This is a genomic window from Achromobacter xylosoxidans (assembly GCF_014490035.1).
GTDB lineage: Bacteria > Pseudomonadota > Gammaproteobacteria > Burkholderiales > Burkholderiaceae_B > Achromobacter > Achromobacter bronchisepticus_A.
In genome coordinates, this window is sequence record NZ_CP061008.1 from 5,158,883 (window position 1) to 5,177,573 (window position 18,691).

An 18,691-nucleotide genomic window follows, 5' to 3' on the forward strand; every position below is an offset into this window, starting at 1 on the left:
CCCCACGGCTCGACGTGCCCGCCTGACCCGCGGCGGATACGCCTGGGCGCCGCCCAGGTACGGTCCGCAACTCTTGCCCGCTTCAGCCCGCAGCCCGAGTGACCCGAGGTCACGCGCCGATATCGGCGCGTCATGACAACGGAGAACCCCTCTCATGAAGCGCATGCTGTTCAATGCGACGCATCAGGAAGAATTACGCGTCGCTATCGTCGATGGGCAAAAACTCATCGATCTCGACATCGAGACTGCCGGCCGCGAACAACGCAAAGGCAATATCTACAAAGGTGTCATCACCCGGATCGAACCCGGCCTCGAAGCCTGCTTCGTCAACTACGGTGAAGACCGTCACGGTTTCCTGCCTTTCAAGGAAGTGGCCCGCAGCTACTTCAAGGAAGGCGTGGACGTCCGCAGCGCCCGCATCCAGGACGCCCTGCGCGAAGGCCAGGAACTGATCGTCCAGGTTGAAAAGGAAGAGCGCGGCAACAAGGGCGCCGCCCTGACCACGTTCATCTCGCTGGCCGGCCGCTACCTGGTCCTGATGCCCAATAACCCCCGTGGCGGTGGCGTTTCGCGCCGCGTCGAGGGCGAGGACCGCCAGGAACTGCGCGACACGATGGAGCAGCTCGATCTGCCCCAGGGCATGAGCATCATCGCGCGCACCGCCGGCATCGGCCGCAACGTCGAAGAGCTCCAGTGGGACCTGTCCTACCTGTTGCAGCTCTGGACCGCGATCGACGGCGCCGCGCGCGACAACTCCGCGCCGATCCTGATCTACCTGGAATCCAGCCTGGTCATCCGGGCCATCCGCGACTACTTCTCCCCGGAAATCGGCGAGATCCTCATCGATACCGACGAGATCGCCGACCAGGCCACGGCCTTCATGAGCGTGGTGATGCCGGACAACGTCCAGCGCGTCAAACGCTACCGCGACGATATCCCGCTCTTCTCCCGCTTCCAGATCGAACACCAGATCGAGACGGCCTACTCGCGCACGGTCACGCTGCCCTCGGGCGGCGCCATCGTCATCGACCACACCGAAGCCCTGGTTTCCGTGGACGTCAACTCGGCCCGCTCCACGCGCGGCGCCGATATCGAGGAAACCGCGCTGCGCACCAACTCGGAAGCCGCCGACGAAGTGGCCCGCCAGTTGCGCCTGCGCGACCTGGGCGGCCTGATCGTCATCGACTTCATCGACATGGAGGACAGCAAGAACCAGCGCGCCGTCGAACAGCGCCTGCGTGACGCCCTCCACTTCGACCGCGCCCGCGTCCAGATGGGCAAGATTTCGCGCTTCGGCCTGATGGAACTGTCGCGCCAGCGCCTGCGCCCCGCCCTGAACGAAGGCTCGCACATCACCTGCCCGCGCTGCAACGGCACCGGCGTGATCCGCGACGCCGAGTCCAGCGCCCTGCACGTGCTGCGCCTGCTGCAGGAAGAGGCCATGAAGGAAAACACCGCCGCCGTGCACGCCCAAGTGCCGGTCGACGTTGCGACCTATCTGCTGAACGAAAAGCGCGCCGACATCACCAAGATGGAAGCCCGCCTCAAGGTCAACCTGATGCTGATCCCCAACAAGCATCTGGAAACGCCGCACCACCACATCGAGCGCCTGCGCCACGACGATCCGCGCCTGGAAGAACTGAAGACCAGCTTCGAACTGGTTGAAGCCCCGGCCACGGACGCTCCCTGGCAGCCGCGCGAGCACGAAATCAAGTCGCGTCCGGAAGCGCTGGTCAAGGGCATCACGCCCTCGCAGCCCGCTCCGGTTTCGACGCCCGCCCCCGCGCCGGCTCCCGCGCCGGCGGCTACCGGCGGCCTGGGCGGCCTGTTCAAGCGCCTGTTCGGCTGGCTGGGCGGCAGCTCCGAAGCGGCCAAGCCCGCTCCCGCCGCCCAGGAAGACAGCGCCAAGCGCGCCAGCTCCGGCCGCGGCAAGGGCCGCAGCGGCCATGACGGCCAGGAACGCCGTGGCGAACGCCATGGTTCGGACCGCAACCGCAACCGCCGCGGCGAATCGCGCGGCGAAGGCGCCGAGGCCAGCGAAGGCGGCCGCCACCACGTGCGCGGCAACCGCCGCGCCGAGGGCGACCGCCAGGAACGCGGCGACCGCAACAACCGTAACGACGCCCGCGGCGAACGCGACACCCAGGCCACGCAAGCGGCCCTGGCGTCCAACCGTCCCGAGCAAGCCGTGGAAGCCGGCGGCGAGGACAGCGGCGCCGGCCGCAACCGCCGCCGCGGCCGTGGCCGCAACCGCCGCGAGGAAGGCCAGTCCGACGCCCCGATGAGCGAACAGGAAAGCATGGTCGCCGCCCTGGCTCAAACGGTCGCCACTGCCCTGCCCGAGACCAAACCGGCTCCTGAAGCCGCCGCGGTGACCGCCGAGGCTGTCGAAGCCGAAGCCGTGGCCGAACAGACCGCCGATGGCGTACCCGCCGTGGAAGGCGCCGAAGGCGCTGCCGATCCCGAGCGCAAGCGCCGCCGCCGCCGCAGCCGCCGCGGCCGCCGCAGCCAGGAAGAAGCAGGTTTGGCCGGCAGCGACGATCAGCAGGAAGATGGCGCCGACGACGACAGCATCGATCAGCCGGAAGAAGCTGCCGCTCAACCCGCCGTGACCGCTGCGCAAGCCGTGGAACCTGCCGTACAGGTCCAAGCCGCTCCGGTGCAAGCCCAGCAGCCCGAAACCGCTAAGGCCGAGCCCGCCCAGGTTGCCGCTGCTCCGGTTGAAGCCCAGCCGGCAACGCCCGTGCAGGTCCAAGCCGAGCAAGCCGTCGAACCCGTGGCCCAGCCCGTGCAGACGGCTGCCGCCGAGGTGACCCAGCCTGTGTCCGTGCAGGCCGCGAGCGAGGCTTCCGCCCCCGCAGCGACCGAGACGACGCCGGTGGAAGCCGCCGCCGTCGAGCCCGTGGTTGCTCCCGCCGCCGCGCCGGCCGCCCCGGTTGCTCCTGCCGCGCCTGTGGCACAGGAAGCGGCTGCCCCGGCGCCCGCAGCCAGCCAGCCCATCGTGCTGCCGGCTGCCGCCCCGTCGGCCAAGGCTCAGGCCCTGCACGACGTGGTGAACGCCGCCGGCCTGCAGTGGGTGGAGACCGATCCGGACCGCCACGCCCAGACCCAGCTGCGTATCGCCGCTGCACACACGCCGGTCCGCCTGGGCCGCGAGCGCAAGCCGGTCGCGCCCGTTTCCAACGAACCGCTGGTTCAGGTCGAAACGCGCCACTAAGCCGCAGGCCCGCAAGGGCTTGCGACTGGCAGCACGCCGCACCCCGGACGCTGGATACCGATCCAGCGTCCGGGGTGTTTTTCATGGTGGCTTGGCAGCGCGGCGGCGCCCGACGCGATCCGCAGCGCGCACGTCCTGGACGTTCACTCGTCCTCTATCGGCTCCGCAGGCAGGTTCAAGGCCAGACCGGCCTCTTCAACGAATGCTTCCGCCAGCGCCGAATGCGGCATATGCCGGGCCCAGATGATCCCCATGCAGCGCAGCGGCGCGCGCCCCGGCAGCGGCACGCGCTTGACGCGCCGGCTGTCCACCCAATCGGGCGCCCAATCGGGCACCAGCGACACGCCCAGCCCTTCCGACACCATGCAGGCGATGCCCATCAGGCCATCGACCTCCAGACGCTCGCGCGGCACGATGCCGTGCTGGCGCAGGTACTGGTCCGCCAGCCGGCCGCCCCAGACATTGCGGTCATAGCGTATGAAAGGCTGCGTGCTCATGAGTTCGTGGGCGTCATTGCTCACGGTATCGGGCGGCGCCAGCACCACCAGCGGCTCTTCCGCCACCAATTTCCAGGCGTAGCCCTTGGACAGGTTGAATTGCGGTTTGACGATGAAGGCCGCGTCCAGGTCGCCGTTGATCACGCGGTGGTACAGGTGATTGGAGGTGCCCGGCTCCACGAACACCGCCAGTTTGGGCAGGCGCCGGTACAGGCGCGCCAGCACGGTGGGCATGATGCCCGTCAGCGCCGACACCGACACGCCCAGCCGCAATTCGCCCAGCGGCGCGTCGTCGCTGGCGCTGGCGCGCAGGTCCCGCACTTCGCGCAATACGCTGCGGGCCCGCTCCAGCACCTTCAGGCCCGCCTCGGTCGCCTTGACGCTGCGGCCGACGCGCTTGATGAGGGTGGCGCCCAGCTCCTCTTCCAGGGTGCGCACCCGCGCCGCGATCGCGGCGGGGGTCAGGTCCAGCCGGCGCGCGGCCTCCGCCAGCGATCCGCATTCGACCACCGACACAAAGCTCTGCACATATCGCGTATCCAAAGCGTCCCCCCTTTTTTCTGCATGCACGATTTGCGCCAGGGCAAACCACAACAATTTTATGGATTGAAGCAATTAAACAGCAGATGTTCAGCGGCCGCTTCGGTGCCAGAATCAGACGTTGCCGCCGCGCCGCCCGGCGCGTCCTTTTCATTCATCAGAAATCGAGTAGAGACAATGAGCACCCAAGCCAGCATTCCCGGCGTTTTTTCTCCGGTCCTGACGCCGTTCGACGCAGCCTATCGCCCGGCCCTGGGCCGCTATGTGAAGCACTGCCGCTGGCTGCGCGAACAATCCGTCGGGCTGGCCATATTCGGCACCAACTCGGAAGCCAACTCGCTGGCCCTGTCGGAAAAGCGCAGTCTGCTGGACGCGCTGCTGGAAGCCGGCGTGGAACCGTCCGCGCTGATGCCCGGCACTGGCGCCTGCGCGCTGCCCGATGCGATCGAACTGACCCGCCACGCCGTGCGCAGCGGCAGCATGGGCGTGCTGGTCCTGCCCCCCTTCTATTACAAGGGCGTAAGCGACGAAGGCCTGTTCCGCTACTACGCCGAACTGATCGAAGGCGTGGGCGATGCCCGGTTGCGCATGTACCTGTATCACATCCCTCCCGTGAGCCAGGTGCCGCTGAGCCTGGACCTGATCAATCGGCTGCTGGACCGCTATCCTGGCCAGGTCGCCGGCGTGAAGGACAGCGGCGGGGACTGGAACAACACGGCCGCCATGATCGAACGCTTCGCGCCGCGCGGCTTCAAAGTCTATGCGGGCAGCGAAGCCTTTCTGCTGCAAACCCTGCGCGCCGGCGGCGTGGGCTGCATCACCGCCACCGGCAACGTCAATCCTGGCCCCATCGTCGCCCTGCAACAGCGCTGGCAGGAAGCCGACGCCGACGCCCGCCAGGCCGGACTGAACGCGACCCGCAACGTGTTCGGTAAATTCCCCATGATCCCCGCGATGAAAGCCGCTATTGCCTGGAAATCCGGCGATCCGGCCTGGGCGACCGTGCGCCCGCCCCTGGTGGAACTGAACGCAGAGCAGCGCTCTGCCCTGCAGGCCGCGCTGGACGACAATGGCTTTGACATGCCGGGCGCGCAGACCCTGGCAGACAACTAGCCCCGGGCCCGCGGGCGCACCCGCGCCTGCGGCATCGAACGACGGAACAGCCCCGGCGCACGGCAACCTGAAGCCGTGCGCCGGGGCGCTTTCTTTGGCAGTGCCGCTCAGCTCACCACGCCGATGTTCCAGGGCACGAACTCGTGATCACCCAGTCCCAGGAGTTCGCTCTTGCTGCGCGTGCCGGAAGCCACCAGCAGGATTTCCTCGAAGATGCGCTGCGCCACTTCCTGCAGGGTCGCGGTGCCGTCCAGGATGTCGCCGCAATTGACGTCCATGTCCTCCGTCAGCCTTTCGTACATCGGCGTGTTGGTCGCCAGCTTGATCGAAGGCACGGGCTTGGCGCCGAACATCGAGCCGCGCCCGGTGGTGAAACAGATCATGTTGGCCCCGCCGGCGATCTGTCCGGTTGCGGACACCGGGTCGAAGCCCGGCGTATCCATGAACACCATGCCGGGCTGGCGCACCGGCTCCGCGTAGCGGTAGACCTCCATCAACGCCGTGGTGCCGCCCTTCATCGAGGAGCCCAGCGACTTCTCGAAAATGTTGGCCAATCCGCCCATCTGGTTGCCAGGGCTGACCTTGCCATTGATCTGCACATCGCGCCCCGGCGAATACTCTTCCTTCCACCAGCGGATGCGCTGCACCAGCTTTTCGCCGACCTCGCGGTTGCGGGCGCGCGAGGTCAAGGTGTGTTCCACGCCGTAGATCTCGGGCGTTTCGGACAGGATGGCGGTGCCGCCGTGGCGCACCAGGATGTCCATGGCCGCCCCCAATGCCGGATTGGCGGTAATGGACGAAAAGCCGTCCGAGCCGCCGCATTGCAGGCCCACCGTCAGGTGCCGCGCCGGCACCGGCACGCGCTCGACGTCATTGGCCTCGGGCAGCAGCGCCTGCACGGCGGCGACGCCCGCTTCGATGGTTTTGCGCGTGCCGCCGGTCTCCTGCATGATGAAAGTCTTCAGCCGCGCGCCCGCCTCCAGGCCCTGGTCCTTGAGCAAGGCATCCAGCTGGTTGCGCTCGCAGCCCAGCCCGACGATCAGCACGGCGGCAAAGTTGGCGTGGCAGGCGTAGCCGCCCATCGTCCGGCGCAACAGGTCCATGGGTTCGCCGGACATCTCCATGCCGCAGCCCATGCCATGGCTCAGCGCCACCACGCCGTCCACATTGGGATAGGCGGCCATCAGCTGCGGCGTGAAGGCCTCGGCGATGCGGTGCACCACCGTCGCCGAACAATTGACCGTCGCCATGACGCCGATGTAGTTGCGCGTGGCGACCTGTCCATTGGCGCGCACGATGCCGAGAAAGCGCGCCTGCTCGGACTCGGGCAGGACCGGCGTGGCCACGTAATCGCGCGCATGCGCGTAGTCGCGGTCGAACTCCTGGAAGTCCATGTTGTGCGAATGGACGTAGGTGCCCGCCGGAATATCGCCCGCCGCAAAGCCGATACAGACGTTGTACTTGAGGATGGGCTCGCCGGCGCGCAGGTCGCGGGCCGCGATCTTATGCCCGGCCGGGATCTGGCTGCGGCTGACGATGCCTTCGGAGGGCACGGCCATGCCTATGCCGATTGGCACGCGCGCCACCACGACGTTGTCCGCGGAATGCAGCCGGATCACGGGTCCGGCCGCGCGTTTTTCAGTGAAATCGATCATGTCTGGATCTCGTAGAGAAAGGCCGCCCGCTCGGGCTGGCCGCTTATTCGGGTTTGATGCCTATGTCGCGGATCAGCACCGACCAGCGCGGCAGCTCCGTACCCACGAAACGCGTGAAGGCGTCGGAATCGCTGCCCACCACCGTGAAACCCTGCTCGCTGAGCTTGGCCTGCATATCGCTCTGCTGCACGGCGGCGCGAATGGAATCGGAGAGCTTGGCCACCACGGGCTTGGGCGTATTGGCCGGCGCAAACACGCCATACCAGGTCGACACTTCGAAGTCCTTGAAGCCGGACTCGGCCAGGGTCGGGATCTGCGGCGCCTTGGGGTCGCGCTTCAGGCTGGTGATGGCCAGCGGCCGGACCTTGCCCGAATTGATGTGCGGCAACGCCACCGGCAGATTGGCGAACATGTACGGCACATGGCCACCCAGCACGTCGGCCATGGCCGCCGATTCGCCCTTGTACGGCACGTGCGTCACCTTGGTACCCACCATGTGCGCAAACAGCTCGCCGGCAATGTGCTGCGGACCGCCCTGGCCCGACGAGGCATAGCTCATTGCGCCATCGCCGGCCTTGCGGATCTGTTCGGTCAGTTGCTGCACGGTCTTGGCGTCCACCAGGGCCGGATTGACCACCAGGATCAGCGGCATGGTCACGATCTGCGAAACCGGCGCAAAGTCCTTCTCGGGCTTGAACGGCAGGGACGGAAACAGCGAAGGCGCCACCACCATGGTGGACTGCGAACCCAGGAACAGCGAATAGCCGTCGGCAGGCGAACGCGCGACGTTGTCGGCGGCGATAGTGCCCGTGGCGCCCGCCCGGTTTTCGACCACCACCTGCTGCCCCAGGCTTTCGGCCATCTTGGCGCCAACCAGGCGCGCCACGATGTCCGCCCCGCCTCCCGGCGCAAAGCCCACGACCATGCGCAGCGGCTTATTCGGAAACTCCTCGGCCATGACGGCGGACGAGCCGCAGGAAAATGCGAGGGCCAGGCCTATGGCAACAGTCATGCGCGTCAGCGGACGCGCGGGCGTACAGGGGGTGTTCATGCGTTGGTCTCCGTATGCCATCGTCGCGCCCCTCCCCGGCCGCAGCGATGCGTGCCGGGATCGGAGCCGCGCGGCGGCTCGTTGTGTGTTGTGCGGTGCCAGAGCATTCTGGCGATTGCACTCCCTACCAACAAGTATGTATACGCAGCATCAGCACATAATATTTTTATGGTTTCAGATCGAGCCGGAAAGCACGGCGCGCGACGCGCCAAAAAAAAATCCACCCCGAGGGGTGGATCTGTCTGTGTGGCGCGCCCTATGGCCGCGCCCCGTTCGCCGCAGGCGCGGCGCAATCAGAACTGGTAGGTGTAGGTCAGCTGCAGCACGTCCAGGCCCGGGTTCGGGCGCTTGATGCTGGCGTTCGAGAAATGCGAATAGCGCAGGCCGATGCGGTTGTTCGGCGTCACGAGAAAGCCCATGCCGATGTGGTCGCCAAACTGGAAAGCGGTGCTGATGTTCTCGTCGGCGAAACGCGTGCTGGAGAAGAGCGTGGCGCCGATACCCGCTTCAATGTAGAAGCGTTCGCCAGTCCACCAGCGGAACATCGGGATGGCATTGAGCTGCCAGACATGGCCCGGGGAGCGCGAGCCGTTCGCCTTCCAGTAGGACGCGCCCAGTTCGGGCGTCAGGTCCAGGCGGCCCCAATTGCCGCCGAACTGGTAGGTCCAGACGGAAGCCGTTTCGTAGTTGATCGTCAGGCGCTGGTAGTGGTCGCCAATGCCGTAATGCATGCTGACACCGCCCTGGGTGCCCTCGGACGATTGGGCGCTTGCCAGCGACGCGGTTGCAGCCAGGGCAAGCCCCACAAGGCCGGTAAGCATCTTCTTCTTGATCAACTGCATCGAAAAACTCCGTAGATTTCAAACCTAGTACGCAACATAGCAAAATCCGGGGCGGAAGGCTCACGCTTTGTCGCACGCAGGCAACATCGTGGATGGAAAACACTGTTCCGCAAATCATTCGCCATGGGCCGCCGCGGGGCCGCATATGACAATGCCGCCGGCAGCCCTGGGCTACCGGCGGCATCTTGGCGCAGTTGGCCCGGCCCGCCCCGAGGGCACGGGCCGGCGCAAACTCAAGCCGTAACCACGTCCGCCGGTTGATTGGTCAGCAAGGCCAGCAGGCGGGCGATTTCCTCGCGCAGTTGGCGGCGGTCCACGACCATGTCGATGGCGCCCTTCTGCAGCAGGAACTCGGCGCGCTGGAAGCCTTCTGGCAGCTTTTCGCGCACGGTCTGTTCGATCACGCGCGGGCCGGCAAAGCCGATCAGCGCCTTGGGCTCGGCAATGACCACGTCGCCCATGAAGGCGAAGCTGGCCGACACGCCGCCCATGGTGGGGTCGGTCAACACGCTGATGAACGGCAGGCCGGCCGCCGACAGGCGAGTCAGCATGGCGTTGGTCTTGGCCATCTGCATCAGCGACAGCAGGCTTTCCTGCATGCGCGCGCCGCCCGAGGCAGCCACGCAGATGAAGGGCGTCTTGTTGTCCAGCGCGGCCTGGGCGCCGCGCGCGAAGCGCTCGCCCACCACCGAGCCCATGGAGCCGCCCATGAATTCGAATTCAAAGCAGGCCAGCGTAGCGGATACGCCGCGGATCGAACCGCTCATGACCACCAGCGCGTCGGTTTCGCCGGTTTGCTTGACCGCTTCCTGCAGGCGCTCGGGGTACTTGCGCGTGTCCTTGAACTTCAGCGTATCGACCGAACGCGTGGTCTGGCCGATCTCGACGCGGCCCTCGACATCCAGCAGCGAATCGATGCGGGCACGGGCCCCGATGCGCATGTGGTGGTCGCACTTGGGGCAGACGTGCAGATTGGCCGCCAGGTCTTCGCTGTACAGCACCGATTCGCACGACGGGCATTTCACCCATAGGCCTTCGGGAACGCGGCGGGGGCCGCTTTCGCTGGTTTTATTGATGCGAGGAGGCAGGAGTTTTTCGATCCAGCTCATTGATTATTCATCCCGTATGAGGTCACGCCCGCCGCTCAGGCCGACGCGCTTGCTCGTTTTACTTGATCCAGCGCTTGCCGGATGGTGCGCAGCCAGCCGCTGGCGGCGGTGACTGCGGCGTCTGTTTTCTGGGCCGCCGGGGCATTCGCCGCCGCCTGCTCCATGGTTTCAATCAGCTTGCTGCCGATCACGACGGCGTCGGCCGCGCGCGCCACGCGCTGGGCGCTTTCGGCGTCGCGGATGCCGAAGCCCACGCCGACCGGAATGTCGCGCACGTGGCGGCGGATCACGGCCAGACGCTCGGCGACGTCGTCGGTGTTGAGCGAACCCGAACCCGTGACGCCCTTGAGCGACACGTAGTACACGTAACCCCGCGCCACTTCGGCGACGGCCTTGATGCGCGCTTCCGTGGACGTGGGCGCCAACAGGAAGATCGGCGCAATGCCGTGCTCACCCAGCGTGGCGGCGAACTCGACGACCTCTTCGGGCGGATAGTCCACCACCAGCACGCCGTCCACGCCCGCCTGCTCGGCGCGGCGCGCGAAATCGGCCTGGCCCATGCGTTCGATGGGGTTGGCATAACCCATGAGCACCACCGGCGTGGATGCGTCGCGCTGGCGGAATTCAGCCACCAGCTCCAGCACGCGGGCCAGGCCCACGCCCTGCGCGATGGCGCGGTCGGCGGCACGCTGGATCACCGGGCCGTCGGCCATGGGATCCGAGAACGGCACACCCAGCTCGATGACGTCGGCGCCGGCCTCGACCAGCGCGTGCATCAGGGGTACGGTCGCGGCGGGCGAAGGGTCGCCCGCGGCAATATAGGGAATCAGCGCCGCGGCGCGGCCGGATTCGGCGGTGCGCGCAAAAGCGGCGGCGATGCGGTCGGTGCGAGTGGTCATGGACAGGGCCTCAGAGCTCGATGCCGGCCTGTTCGGCCACGGTATGCATGTCTTTGTCGCCACGGCCCGACAAATTGACCAGGATGATGGCGTCGCGCGGCAGCGTGGCGGCCATCTTCACGGCTTGCGCGATGGCGTGCGACGACTCCAGCGCGGGCATGATGCCTTCGATGCGGCAGCAGTCGTGGAAAGCCTTGAGGGCTTCCGCGTCGGTGATGCCGACGTACTCGGCGCGGCCGGAGTCCTTCAGCCAGGCATGTTCCGGACCGACGCCAGGGTAGTCCAGGCCGGCGGAGACAGAATGGGTTTCCTGGACCTGGCCATCGGCGTCCTGCATGACGTAGGTGCGGTTGCCGTGCAGCACGCCCACCTGGCCCGCGGCCAGGGAGGCGGCGTGGCGGCCGCTGTCCATGCCCTCGCCCGCCGCCTCGACGCCGATCAGGCGCACGTTTTCGTACGGGATGTAGGGATGGAAGATGCCCATGGCGTTGGAGCCGCCGCCCACCGCCGCCACGACGTAGTCGGGCTGGCGGCCGGTGGCTTCGGGCATCTGCGTCAGGCATTCGTTGCCGATGACGGTCTGGAAATCGCGCACCATGCGGGGATAGGGGTCGGGACCCGCCACCGTGCCGATGATGTAGAAAGTGTTCTCGATGTTGGTGACCCAGTCGCGCATGGCTTCGTTCAACGCGTCCTTCAGGGTGCGCGAACCGGACGTGACCGGCACCACCGTCGCGCCCAACAGCTTCATGCGGTAGACATTCGACGCTTGGCGACGGACGTCCTCGCTGCCCATGTAGACCACGCATTCCATGCCATAGCGGGCCGCCACCGTGGCGGTGGCCACGCCGTGCTGGCCGGCGCCGGTTTCAGCGATGACGCGGGGTTTGCCCATGCGCTTGGCCAGCAATGCCTGGCCGATGCAATTGTTGACCTTGTGGGCACCGGTGTGGTTCAGGTCTTCGCGCTTGAACCAGATCTGGGCGCCGCCCACCATTTCCGACCAGCGGCGTGCGTGGTAGACCGGGCTGGGCCGGCCGACGAAATGCTTGAGTTCATAGTTGAACTCTTCCTGGAAGGCGGGGTCGACACGGTAATGGTCATAGGCCGCGCGCAGCTCGTCGAGCGCGTGCATCAGCGTTTCCGCCACGAAAACACCGCCATAAGGGCCGAAATGGCCCTGGGCATCCGGAAAGTCGTAAGGTTTCACCAAGCATCTCCCCCGGGCATCGCGGCAGGCCACTGCCGGCCGCAAATCCGGTTTGCAACCCGTCATTTTACCTGACGCCGGCAGCGGCCGGGGGCACCGCCCCAGCCGCCTCGGGAACCGTCAGCCTGCGCTCAGAGCGACTGCCCCAGGCGGCGCAGGAAGGTGTCGCAGGCGGCCAGCTGGTCCAGCGCGACGTACTCGTTGGGCTTGTGGGCCTGTTCGATATGGCCGGGGCCGCAGACCACGGTGGGGATGCCGATGCCCTGGAACAGGCCGGCCTCGGTGCCGTAGGCGACCTTGCGGGTGGCGCGGTCTTCGGTCAGGGCGCGCACCAGCTGGGTGATGGCGGCTTCCTCGGACGCTTCCAGGGCGGGAGCAGCGGCGCCGGTTTCGATTTCGATGCTGGCGCCGTCGAACTCGGCCTTCATGCGCGGCAGGAGCTCTTCGCGCACGTATTTTTCAACTTCTGCCTGGATCTCGTCGGGTTGCATGCCGGGCAGGTTGCGGAATTCGTAGGTGAATTCGCACAGTTCGGGGATGGTATTGACCGCGATGCCGCCCCGGATCTGGTTGGTGGTCATCGTGGAGAACGGCACGTCGTAGAACTGATCGTAGGGACCGTTGGCCTTGAAGCTGTCGGCCAGGTCGCGAATGCGGCAGATCAGGCGGGCGGCATATTCGATGGCGTTGCAGCCGCGCGGAGTCAGCGACGAGTGCGCCGCCTTGCCGTGCACCTTGCAGCGGAACAAGTTGATGCCCTTGTGCGCCACCACCACCTGCATGCCGGTGGGCTCGCCCACCACGCAGCCTTCGGGGCGGATGCCGCGTTCGTGCAGGTCGGCCAGCATGTAGGGCGCGCCGGCGCAGCCGACTTCCTCGTCATACGAGAACGCCAGGTGCATCGGCTTCTTGCGCGGCATGGCCAGGAATTCCGGCACCATCGCCAGCGAACTGGCGATGAAACCCTTCATGTCGCAGCTGCCGCGGCCGTAGAGCAGGCCGTCTTTTTCAACGAGCTTGAACGGATCCGTGCTCCATTCCTGGCCGTCGACCGGCACCACGTCGGTGTGGCCGGACAGCACGATGCCGCCCTGCATGCCGCCGTCCTGGGCGGGCAAGGTCGCGAACAGGTTGGCCTTGGTGCGCTCCGGATTGTGCGCCAGCCATGCGTCGACGCCCTGGCCCTTGAGCCAATCTCGTACGGTTTCGATCAGGGCAAGATTGGAATTGCGGCTGGTGGTGTCAAAGCCAACCAGCGTTTCCAGCCAGGTGCGCGCGTTCATGTCACTACTCTCTTGGGGAAAAACAGGAGTGTAAGGCCAGCGCGCCTCCGCGTCTCGGCGTGGTCCGGCGCGCGAAGCGCCTAGAATGTCGCCCGGATAGGAAAACCCCAAGGAGAAACCGTGCAGCACAAAGCAGTTCCCACACGCAACATCGTGGCGGCAGTAATAGGCAATGCCCTCGAATGGTATGACTTCCTGGTGTTCGCGTTCATGACGCCGATCATCTCGAAGCTGTTCTTCCCCACCGATCCCAGCGTTCCCGGCAGCGAGCTGAACGCCATCCTGATGACCACCGCCATTTTCGGCGTCGGCTTCTTCATGCGCCCCGTGGGCGGCATCATCCTCGGCCTGTACGGCGACAAGAAAGGCCGCAAGGCCGCCATGGTCATGGTGACCTCGCTGATGGCCGTGTCGATCGCGCTGATCACCGTGGCCCCGACCTACCACGCGGCCGGCATCCTGGCCCCGATCTTCATCCTGATCGCGCGCCTCCTGCAGGGTTTCTCCGCCGGCGGCGAATTCGGCACCTCGACCGCGCTGCTGATCGAGATGGCGCCCAACGGCAAGCGTGGCTTCTATGGTTCCTGGCAGATGGCCGGCCAGATGCTGGCGCTGCTGATCGGCGCGGCCTGCGGCACGCTCATCACCGAGTTCTTCACCCCGCAACAGATCGCCGACTGGGCATGGCGCCTGCCGTTCGCCTTCGGCCTGGTCATTGTCCCCATCGCCATCTACATCCGCCGCAACGTCGATGAAACCGACGCTTTCAAGCAGATCAAGGAAGAAGAGCGCCAGGCCGCCGCCCGCGGCGACGTGCAGCGCCTGAGCCTGGGCCAGATGCTGAAGACGCATACCCGCGAAGCGCTGATCGGCGTGGGCCTGGTCGTGACCGCGACCGTGTCCATCTACATCACCTTCACGTATCTGGTGACCTACTCCACGCAGATCCTGAAGCTGCCGCTGAACCAGACCTTCCTGGTGCAGATGGCGGGCGCGGCGCTGATGGTGCTGCTGACGCCCTTCATGGGCGCCTGGTCCGACCGCATCGGCCGCCGCCCCCTGGTGATCGGCTCGCTCATCGGCTACCTGATCGTGCTGTATCCGCTGTACTACTGGCTGTCGGATGCGCCCTCCATCGGCCGCCTGCTGGCCGTGCAGGTCGTGGTCTGCCTGTTCGTATCGGCGTTCTTCGGCGTGTTCAGCACGGTGATGGCGGAACTGTTCCCCGCGCGCGTGCGCTCGGTGGGCCTGTCGCTGGCCTATAACGTGGCGGTGATGATCTTCGGCGGCTTCGCACAGTTCATCGTGACCTGGCTGATCAAGACCACCGGCTCGCCGATGGCTCCCGCCTACTACGTGATGTTCGGCGTGGCGCTGGGCCTGATCGCCGCCTTCTACATGCGCGACCGCGCGCACGAAGAGCTGGACAACTGAGTTCCGCTCCCACCCGGGCCGCCCGGCCCGGGTTTCCCGCCTAGCGGCGTGTCGCCGACGACACGCCCGGCACTTCGGCCAGGGCGTCCAGCGCGCGGGACAGTGATTCCCCCCCGCGCACTTCCACCGTGAACACCATATGAGCCAGCGACTGCTTGCTTTGCGTGTTCACGCCCACCACGTTCAGGCGCAGCCGCGCAAAGACTTCGGACAGGTCCCGCAACAGGCCGGAACGGTCGTGCGCGCGCACGCTGATGTCCACGGGGTAGAACGTGTCGCCGGTCTCGCCCCAGGCCACCTCGATGACGCGCTCCGGCTCGCGGGCGGCCAGCGCCAGATAGCTGTGGCAATCGCTGCGGTGGATCGACACGCCGCGTCCGCGCGTGACGAAGCCCGCGATGGGGTCCGGCGGCGCCGGACGGCAGCAGCGCGCAAGCTGCGTCAGGAGCGACCCCACCCCCACCACCAGCACGCCGCTCTTGCCGCTTTTCTCGGCGCTGCCGGCGCTGGCGTGGCGCAAAGCGGCCGGTTGCGGCTCGACGGCCGGTCCGGGCTGCTGGAACAGGGTATCGATCTGCCGCAGGCTGAATTCTTCCTTGGCCGCCGCCACGTACAGGTCGTCGGCGCGGGCGAACCCCAGGTTCTGCGCCAACTGCTCCAGGTTGACGGCGGTCTTGCCCAGGCGCTGCAATTCCTTTTCGACCAGGGCCTGGCCCTGGGTGATGCGCTGCTGCAGTTCGATCGCGTTGAACCACATGCGCACCTTGGCGCGGGCCCGCGGACTGGCCAAAAAGCCGAGCTGCGGGTTGAGCCAGTCGCGCGAGGGCCCGCCGGACTTGGCGGAGATGATCTCCACGGTCTGGCCGGTGGACAGATGCGTCTGCAGCGGCACCATCTGCCCGTCGACGCGGGCGCCGCGGCAGCGGTGGCCCAGGTCGGTATGCAGGTGATAGGCGAAATCCACCGGCGTGGCGCCGGCTGGCAGTTCGATCACGCGCGCCTGCGGCGTCAGCACGTAGATGCGCTCATCGGTATGGACCGGCGCCGTCGCCGCGCCGCGCTGCTTGCCCGATGCGGGCTTGGCGGGCGCGGGCTGGGCGGGTTCGCCGCCGCCCTCGACATCGCTGTTCCAGGCCAGCAGCTGGCGCATCCACGCCAGTTGCCGGTCGTATTCGCTGGAGGCCGCCACCTGGCCGCCCTTGGCGCCCGCTTCCTTGTAGCGCCAATGCGCAGCCATGCCGTACTCGGCGAACTGGTGCATCTCGCGTGTGCGGATCTGCACTTCGAAGGGACGGCCGTCGTCGTCGGCCACCACTGTGTGCAGCGAGCGGTAGCCGTTGGGTTTGGGCCGGGAAATATAGTCGTCGAACTCCTCGGAGATCGGCGTCCACATTTCGTGCACCATGCCCAGCGCCGTATAGCAGGCGCGCACGTCATCAACGATGATGCGCAGCGCGCGCAGGTCGTACATCTGCGAGAAATCCAGCCGCTTCACGCGCATCTTGTTCCAGATGCTGTAGATGTGCTTGGGCCGGCCGCTGACCTCGGCCTCGACGCCCGCCTTGGCCAGTCCCGTCTGCAGGCGCTCGATGGCGCCGGCGATGAAGGCTTCGCGCTCCACCCGCTTCTCTTCCAGCAGGCGGGCGATCTGCTTGTACTTGTCGGGCTCCAGGAAGCGGAACGCCAGATCTTCCATTTCCCACTTGATCTGCCAGATCCCCAGGCGGTTCGCCAGCGGCGCATACAGGTCCAGGGTTTCGCGGGCGAAATCGGTGGAGCACGGCGCCTTGCTTTCCGCGTGCCAGCGCAAGGTGCGCAGGCGCGAGGCCAGCCGCATCAGCACGATGCGCAGGTCGGCCGCCATGGCCAGCAGCATCTTGCGCTGCATCTCCTTTTGCGAGCCGCTTTCGGCGGCGGCGTCGCTTGCCTGCCGCGCCACCACGCCCAGGCGCAGCAGCGCGCGCGTGCCCTGCACCAGCCGCGCGATTTCAGGGCCGAATGCCGCCGCGACCGGATCGCTGCGCAGGGACGGCGCGGGCGCCATCAGGTCGGTCGGCAAGGCAGCCAGCAGCGCCGCGGCGCGGGTGGCGGCATCGGTATGCAGAGCCGCCAGGATGCGGACCACGCCCGCGCCATGCCCGGCCAGGGGTTCGCCGGTCAGCGCCTGCTGCCCTTCGAAACGCGGTTCGGCCCAGGCCACGGCCTGGTCGATCAGCGCCACGCCGTCGGCATCCAGGCCGGCGCCTACCTCCTGGCGCCAGGTAGCGTCGAAAGGCGTAGGCGCGTCGGGAACAGGCGGGGCGGACATGACGGACGGCAGGCGGAGGTAGTTTGATATCCCGACACTCTACACTAGGGTTTGTAGACACCAAAAGCAGCCGCTAGCCCCGGCATATGGAAGGAACCGAAGCTTATGTTGCGCTGGCTCAAGGGCCGGGGCGCCCGCCCCTCCGCGGTGGCCGAAATGCAGGCCCGCATCTCCCCGGAACTGTGGCAAGGGGTGCTGGACGCCCACCCGTTCCTGGCGGCTTTGAACGCCGATGAAGCCGCCCAGCTGCAGGCGCGCTCGGCCTGGCTGCTGGCCAGCAAGCACATCAATGGCGCGCAAGGACTGGAGGTCTCGGACTTCATGCGCCTGAGCATCGCGGCCCAGGCCAGCCTGCCCATCCTCAACCTGGCGCCCGAACTGTACGAAGGCTGGGACGAGATCATCGTGTACCCGGCCAGCTTCCGCATTCCGCGCTCGCGCCAGGACGATGACGGCGTGGTGCACGAATACCTGGAGGACGCCGCCGGCGAAGCCTGGGAAGGAGGGCCGCTGGTGCTGTCCTGGGAAGACACGCAGTTCTCCGAGGGCGGCTTCAACGTGGTCATCCACGAGTTCGCCCACAAGCTGGACCTGCGGTCGGGCCATGCCGACGGCATGCCCTCGCTGGCCGCGCACCCCGAACTCAAGCCCCAGGCATGGCGCCGCATCCTGGACGACAGCCTGGACCGCTTCATCGCGGCCGTGGACGCGGTCGAAGCCGCCATCCCGCACGACGTGGATCCGGAAAGCGAGGCCGCCGACGCCTGGTACGGCCAACTGCCGATGGACCCGTATGCCGCCACCGACGAAGCCGAGTTCTTCGCGGTCAGCTCGGAACACTTCTTCGTGGATCCCTATCCCATGCACGAAGCACTGCCGCAATGGTATGGACTGCTGCGGGCCTACTACCGGCAGGATCCCCTGGAACGCTACGCATGAAACAGCTGCTGATCGTGTGGCATTCGCGTACCGGCGCCGCGCGGCAGATGGCCGAAGCCGCTGCGCGCGGCGCGCTCGCGGCCGCCGCGCAGCTGGAACAGGCGGCAGATCTGAACGTGGTCCTGCGGCGGGCCGCCGATACGCAGGCTGATGCAATGCTCGCCAGCCAGGCCTACCTGTTCTGCGCCCCCGAAAACCTGGCCTCGCTGAGCGGCGAGATGAAGGAGTTCTTCGACCGCAACTACTACGCCGTGCTGGACCGGATACAAGGGCTGCCCTACGCCTGCGCCATCAGCGCGGGCAGCGACGGCTCGGGCGCGGCGCGGCAGGTGGAACGCATCTGCACCGGCTGGCGGCTCAACGCGCTGGCGCCTCCGCTCATCGTCAATATGGGCGCGCAGACGGCGCAGCAGATCCTGGCGCCCAAGACCGTGGCCAGTGCGGAACTTGCGAAATGCGAGGAATTGGGCGGCCTGCTGGCCGCGACGCTGTTGCTCGGGCAGTAGCCGGCACAACGCGGGAAGAAGAGACGGATGGCGGACGCGATGGCCCGCCACCCGCGCACGCGTCGGACGCCCAGGGCGCCCAACGCGG

At 67.0% G+C, this 18,691-nt stretch carries 14 protein-coding genes; 5 read left to right on the forward strand and 9 right to left on the reverse strand.

Annotated features, from left to right (window positions below; all coding sequences use genetic code 11):
- The first annotated feature begins 154 nt into the window (after nt 1–154).
- On the forward strand, nt 155–3,217 hold the full coding sequence (locus IAG39_RS23930; protein WP_118931850.1) for a ribonuclease E/G: 3,063 nt from the start codon (nt 155–157) through the stop codon (nt 3,215–3,217).
- 143 nt (nt 3,218–3,360) lie between these two features.
- Here IAG39_RS23930 and IAG39_RS23935 read toward each other — a convergent pair whose 3' ends face one another.
- Complete coding sequence (locus IAG39_RS23935) at nt 3,361–4,257, reverse strand: LysR family transcriptional regulator (protein WP_054450590.1); 897 nt, start codon at nt 4,255–4,257, stop codon at nt 3,361–3,363.
- Between the two features lie 174 nt (nt 4,258–4,431).
- On the opposite strand from IAG39_RS23935, the gene IAG39_RS23940 reads away from it, so the two are divergent.
- Nucleotides 4,432–5,367, forward strand: coding sequence for a dihydrodipicolinate synthase family protein (locus IAG39_RS23940; protein WP_118931851.1), 936 nt, complete (start codon nt 4,432–4,434; stop codon nt 5,365–5,367).
- 107 nt (nt 5,368–5,474) lie between these two features.
- Here the strand turns inward: IAG39_RS23940 and IAG39_RS23945 are convergent, their stop codons facing one another.
- The 7 genes from IAG39_RS23945 to argE all read right to left on the reverse strand — a co-directional run bounded on the left by IAG39_RS23945 (nt 5,475) and on the right by argE (nt 13,416).
- Complete coding sequence (locus IAG39_RS23945) at nt 5,475–7,022, reverse strand: UxaA family hydrolase (RefSeq protein WP_059374802.1); 1,548 nt, start codon at nt 7,020–7,022, stop codon at nt 5,475–5,477.
- A gap of 43 nt (nt 7,023–7,065) precedes the next feature.
- Complete coding sequence (locus tag IAG39_RS23950) at nt 7,066–8,073, reverse strand: Bug family tripartite tricarboxylate transporter substrate binding protein (protein ID WP_059374804.1); 1,008 nt, start codon at nt 8,071–8,073, stop codon at nt 7,066–7,068.
- A gap of 293 nt (nt 8,074–8,366) precedes the next feature.
- Nucleotides 8,367–8,915: an acyloxyacyl hydrolase gene (locus IAG39_RS23955; RefSeq protein WP_059374806.1), complete on the reverse strand. Its 549-nt coding sequence runs from the start codon at nt 8,913–8,915 to the stop codon at nt 8,367–8,369.
- Nucleotides 8,916–9,148: 233 nt separating this feature from the next.
- The gene (gene accD / locus IAG39_RS23960; protein WP_054450581.1) at nt 9,149–10,024 is read right to left on the reverse strand and encodes an acetyl-CoA carboxylase, carboxyltransferase subunit beta; all 876 of its coding nucleotides are present in this window, start codon (nt 10,022–10,024) and stop codon (nt 9,149–9,151) included.
- A gap of 35 nt (nt 10,025–10,059) precedes the next feature.
- Nucleotides 10,060–10,923 (reverse strand): tryptophan synthase subunit alpha, encoded by an 864-nt coding sequence (trpA, locus tag IAG39_RS23965; RefSeq protein ID WP_059374808.1) that lies wholly within the window; start codon nt 10,921–10,923, stop codon nt 10,060–10,062.
- Between the two features lie 10 nt (nt 10,924–10,933).
- Nucleotides 10,934–12,133 carry a tryptophan synthase subunit beta gene (trpB, locus tag IAG39_RS23970; protein WP_059375340.1) on the reverse strand — a complete coding sequence of 400 codons (1,200 nt, stop codon included), beginning with the start codon at nt 12,131–12,133 and terminating at the stop codon, nt 10,934–10,936.
- A gap of 131 nt (nt 12,134–12,264) precedes the next feature.
- On the reverse strand, nt 12,265–13,416 hold the full coding sequence (gene argE, locus IAG39_RS23975; protein WP_054450578.1) for an acetylornithine deacetylase: 1,152 nt from the start codon (nt 13,414–13,416) through the stop codon (nt 12,265–12,267).
- Nucleotides 13,417–13,536: 120 nt separating this feature from the next.
- On the opposite strand from argE, the gene IAG39_RS23980 reads away from it, so the two are divergent.
- Nucleotides 13,537–14,850 (forward strand): MFS transporter, encoded by a 1,314-nt coding sequence (locus tag IAG39_RS23980; protein ID WP_059374811.1) that lies wholly within the window; start codon nt 13,537–13,539, stop codon nt 14,848–14,850.
- Nucleotides 14,851–14,890: 40 nt separating this feature from the next.
- On the opposite strand, the gene IAG39_RS23985 is transcribed toward IAG39_RS23980, so the two are convergent.
- Nucleotides 14,891–17,158, reverse strand: coding sequence for a RelA/SpoT family protein (locus IAG39_RS23985; protein WP_059374813.1), 2,268 nt, complete (start codon nt 17,156–17,158; stop codon nt 14,891–14,893).
- Nucleotides 17,159–17,263: 105 nt separating this feature from the next.
- On the opposite strand from IAG39_RS23985, the gene IAG39_RS23990 reads away from it, so the two are divergent.
- Together IAG39_RS23990 and IAG39_RS23995 are read left to right on the forward strand one after the other, a co-directional pair.
- Entirely contained in the window at nt 17,264–18,097 is an 834-nt protein-coding gene (locus IAG39_RS23990; protein WP_118931852.1) for a zinc-dependent peptidase, read from the forward strand.
- A complete protein-coding gene (locus tag IAG39_RS23995) occupies nt 18,094–18,603 on the forward strand; it encodes an NAD(P)H-dependent oxidoreductase (protein WP_059374816.1) in 510 nt (169 codons plus the stop codon). The genes IAG39_RS23990 and IAG39_RS23995 overlap by 4 nt, the downstream gene beginning before the upstream one ends.
- Nucleotides 18,604–18,691: the final 88 nt, after the last annotated feature.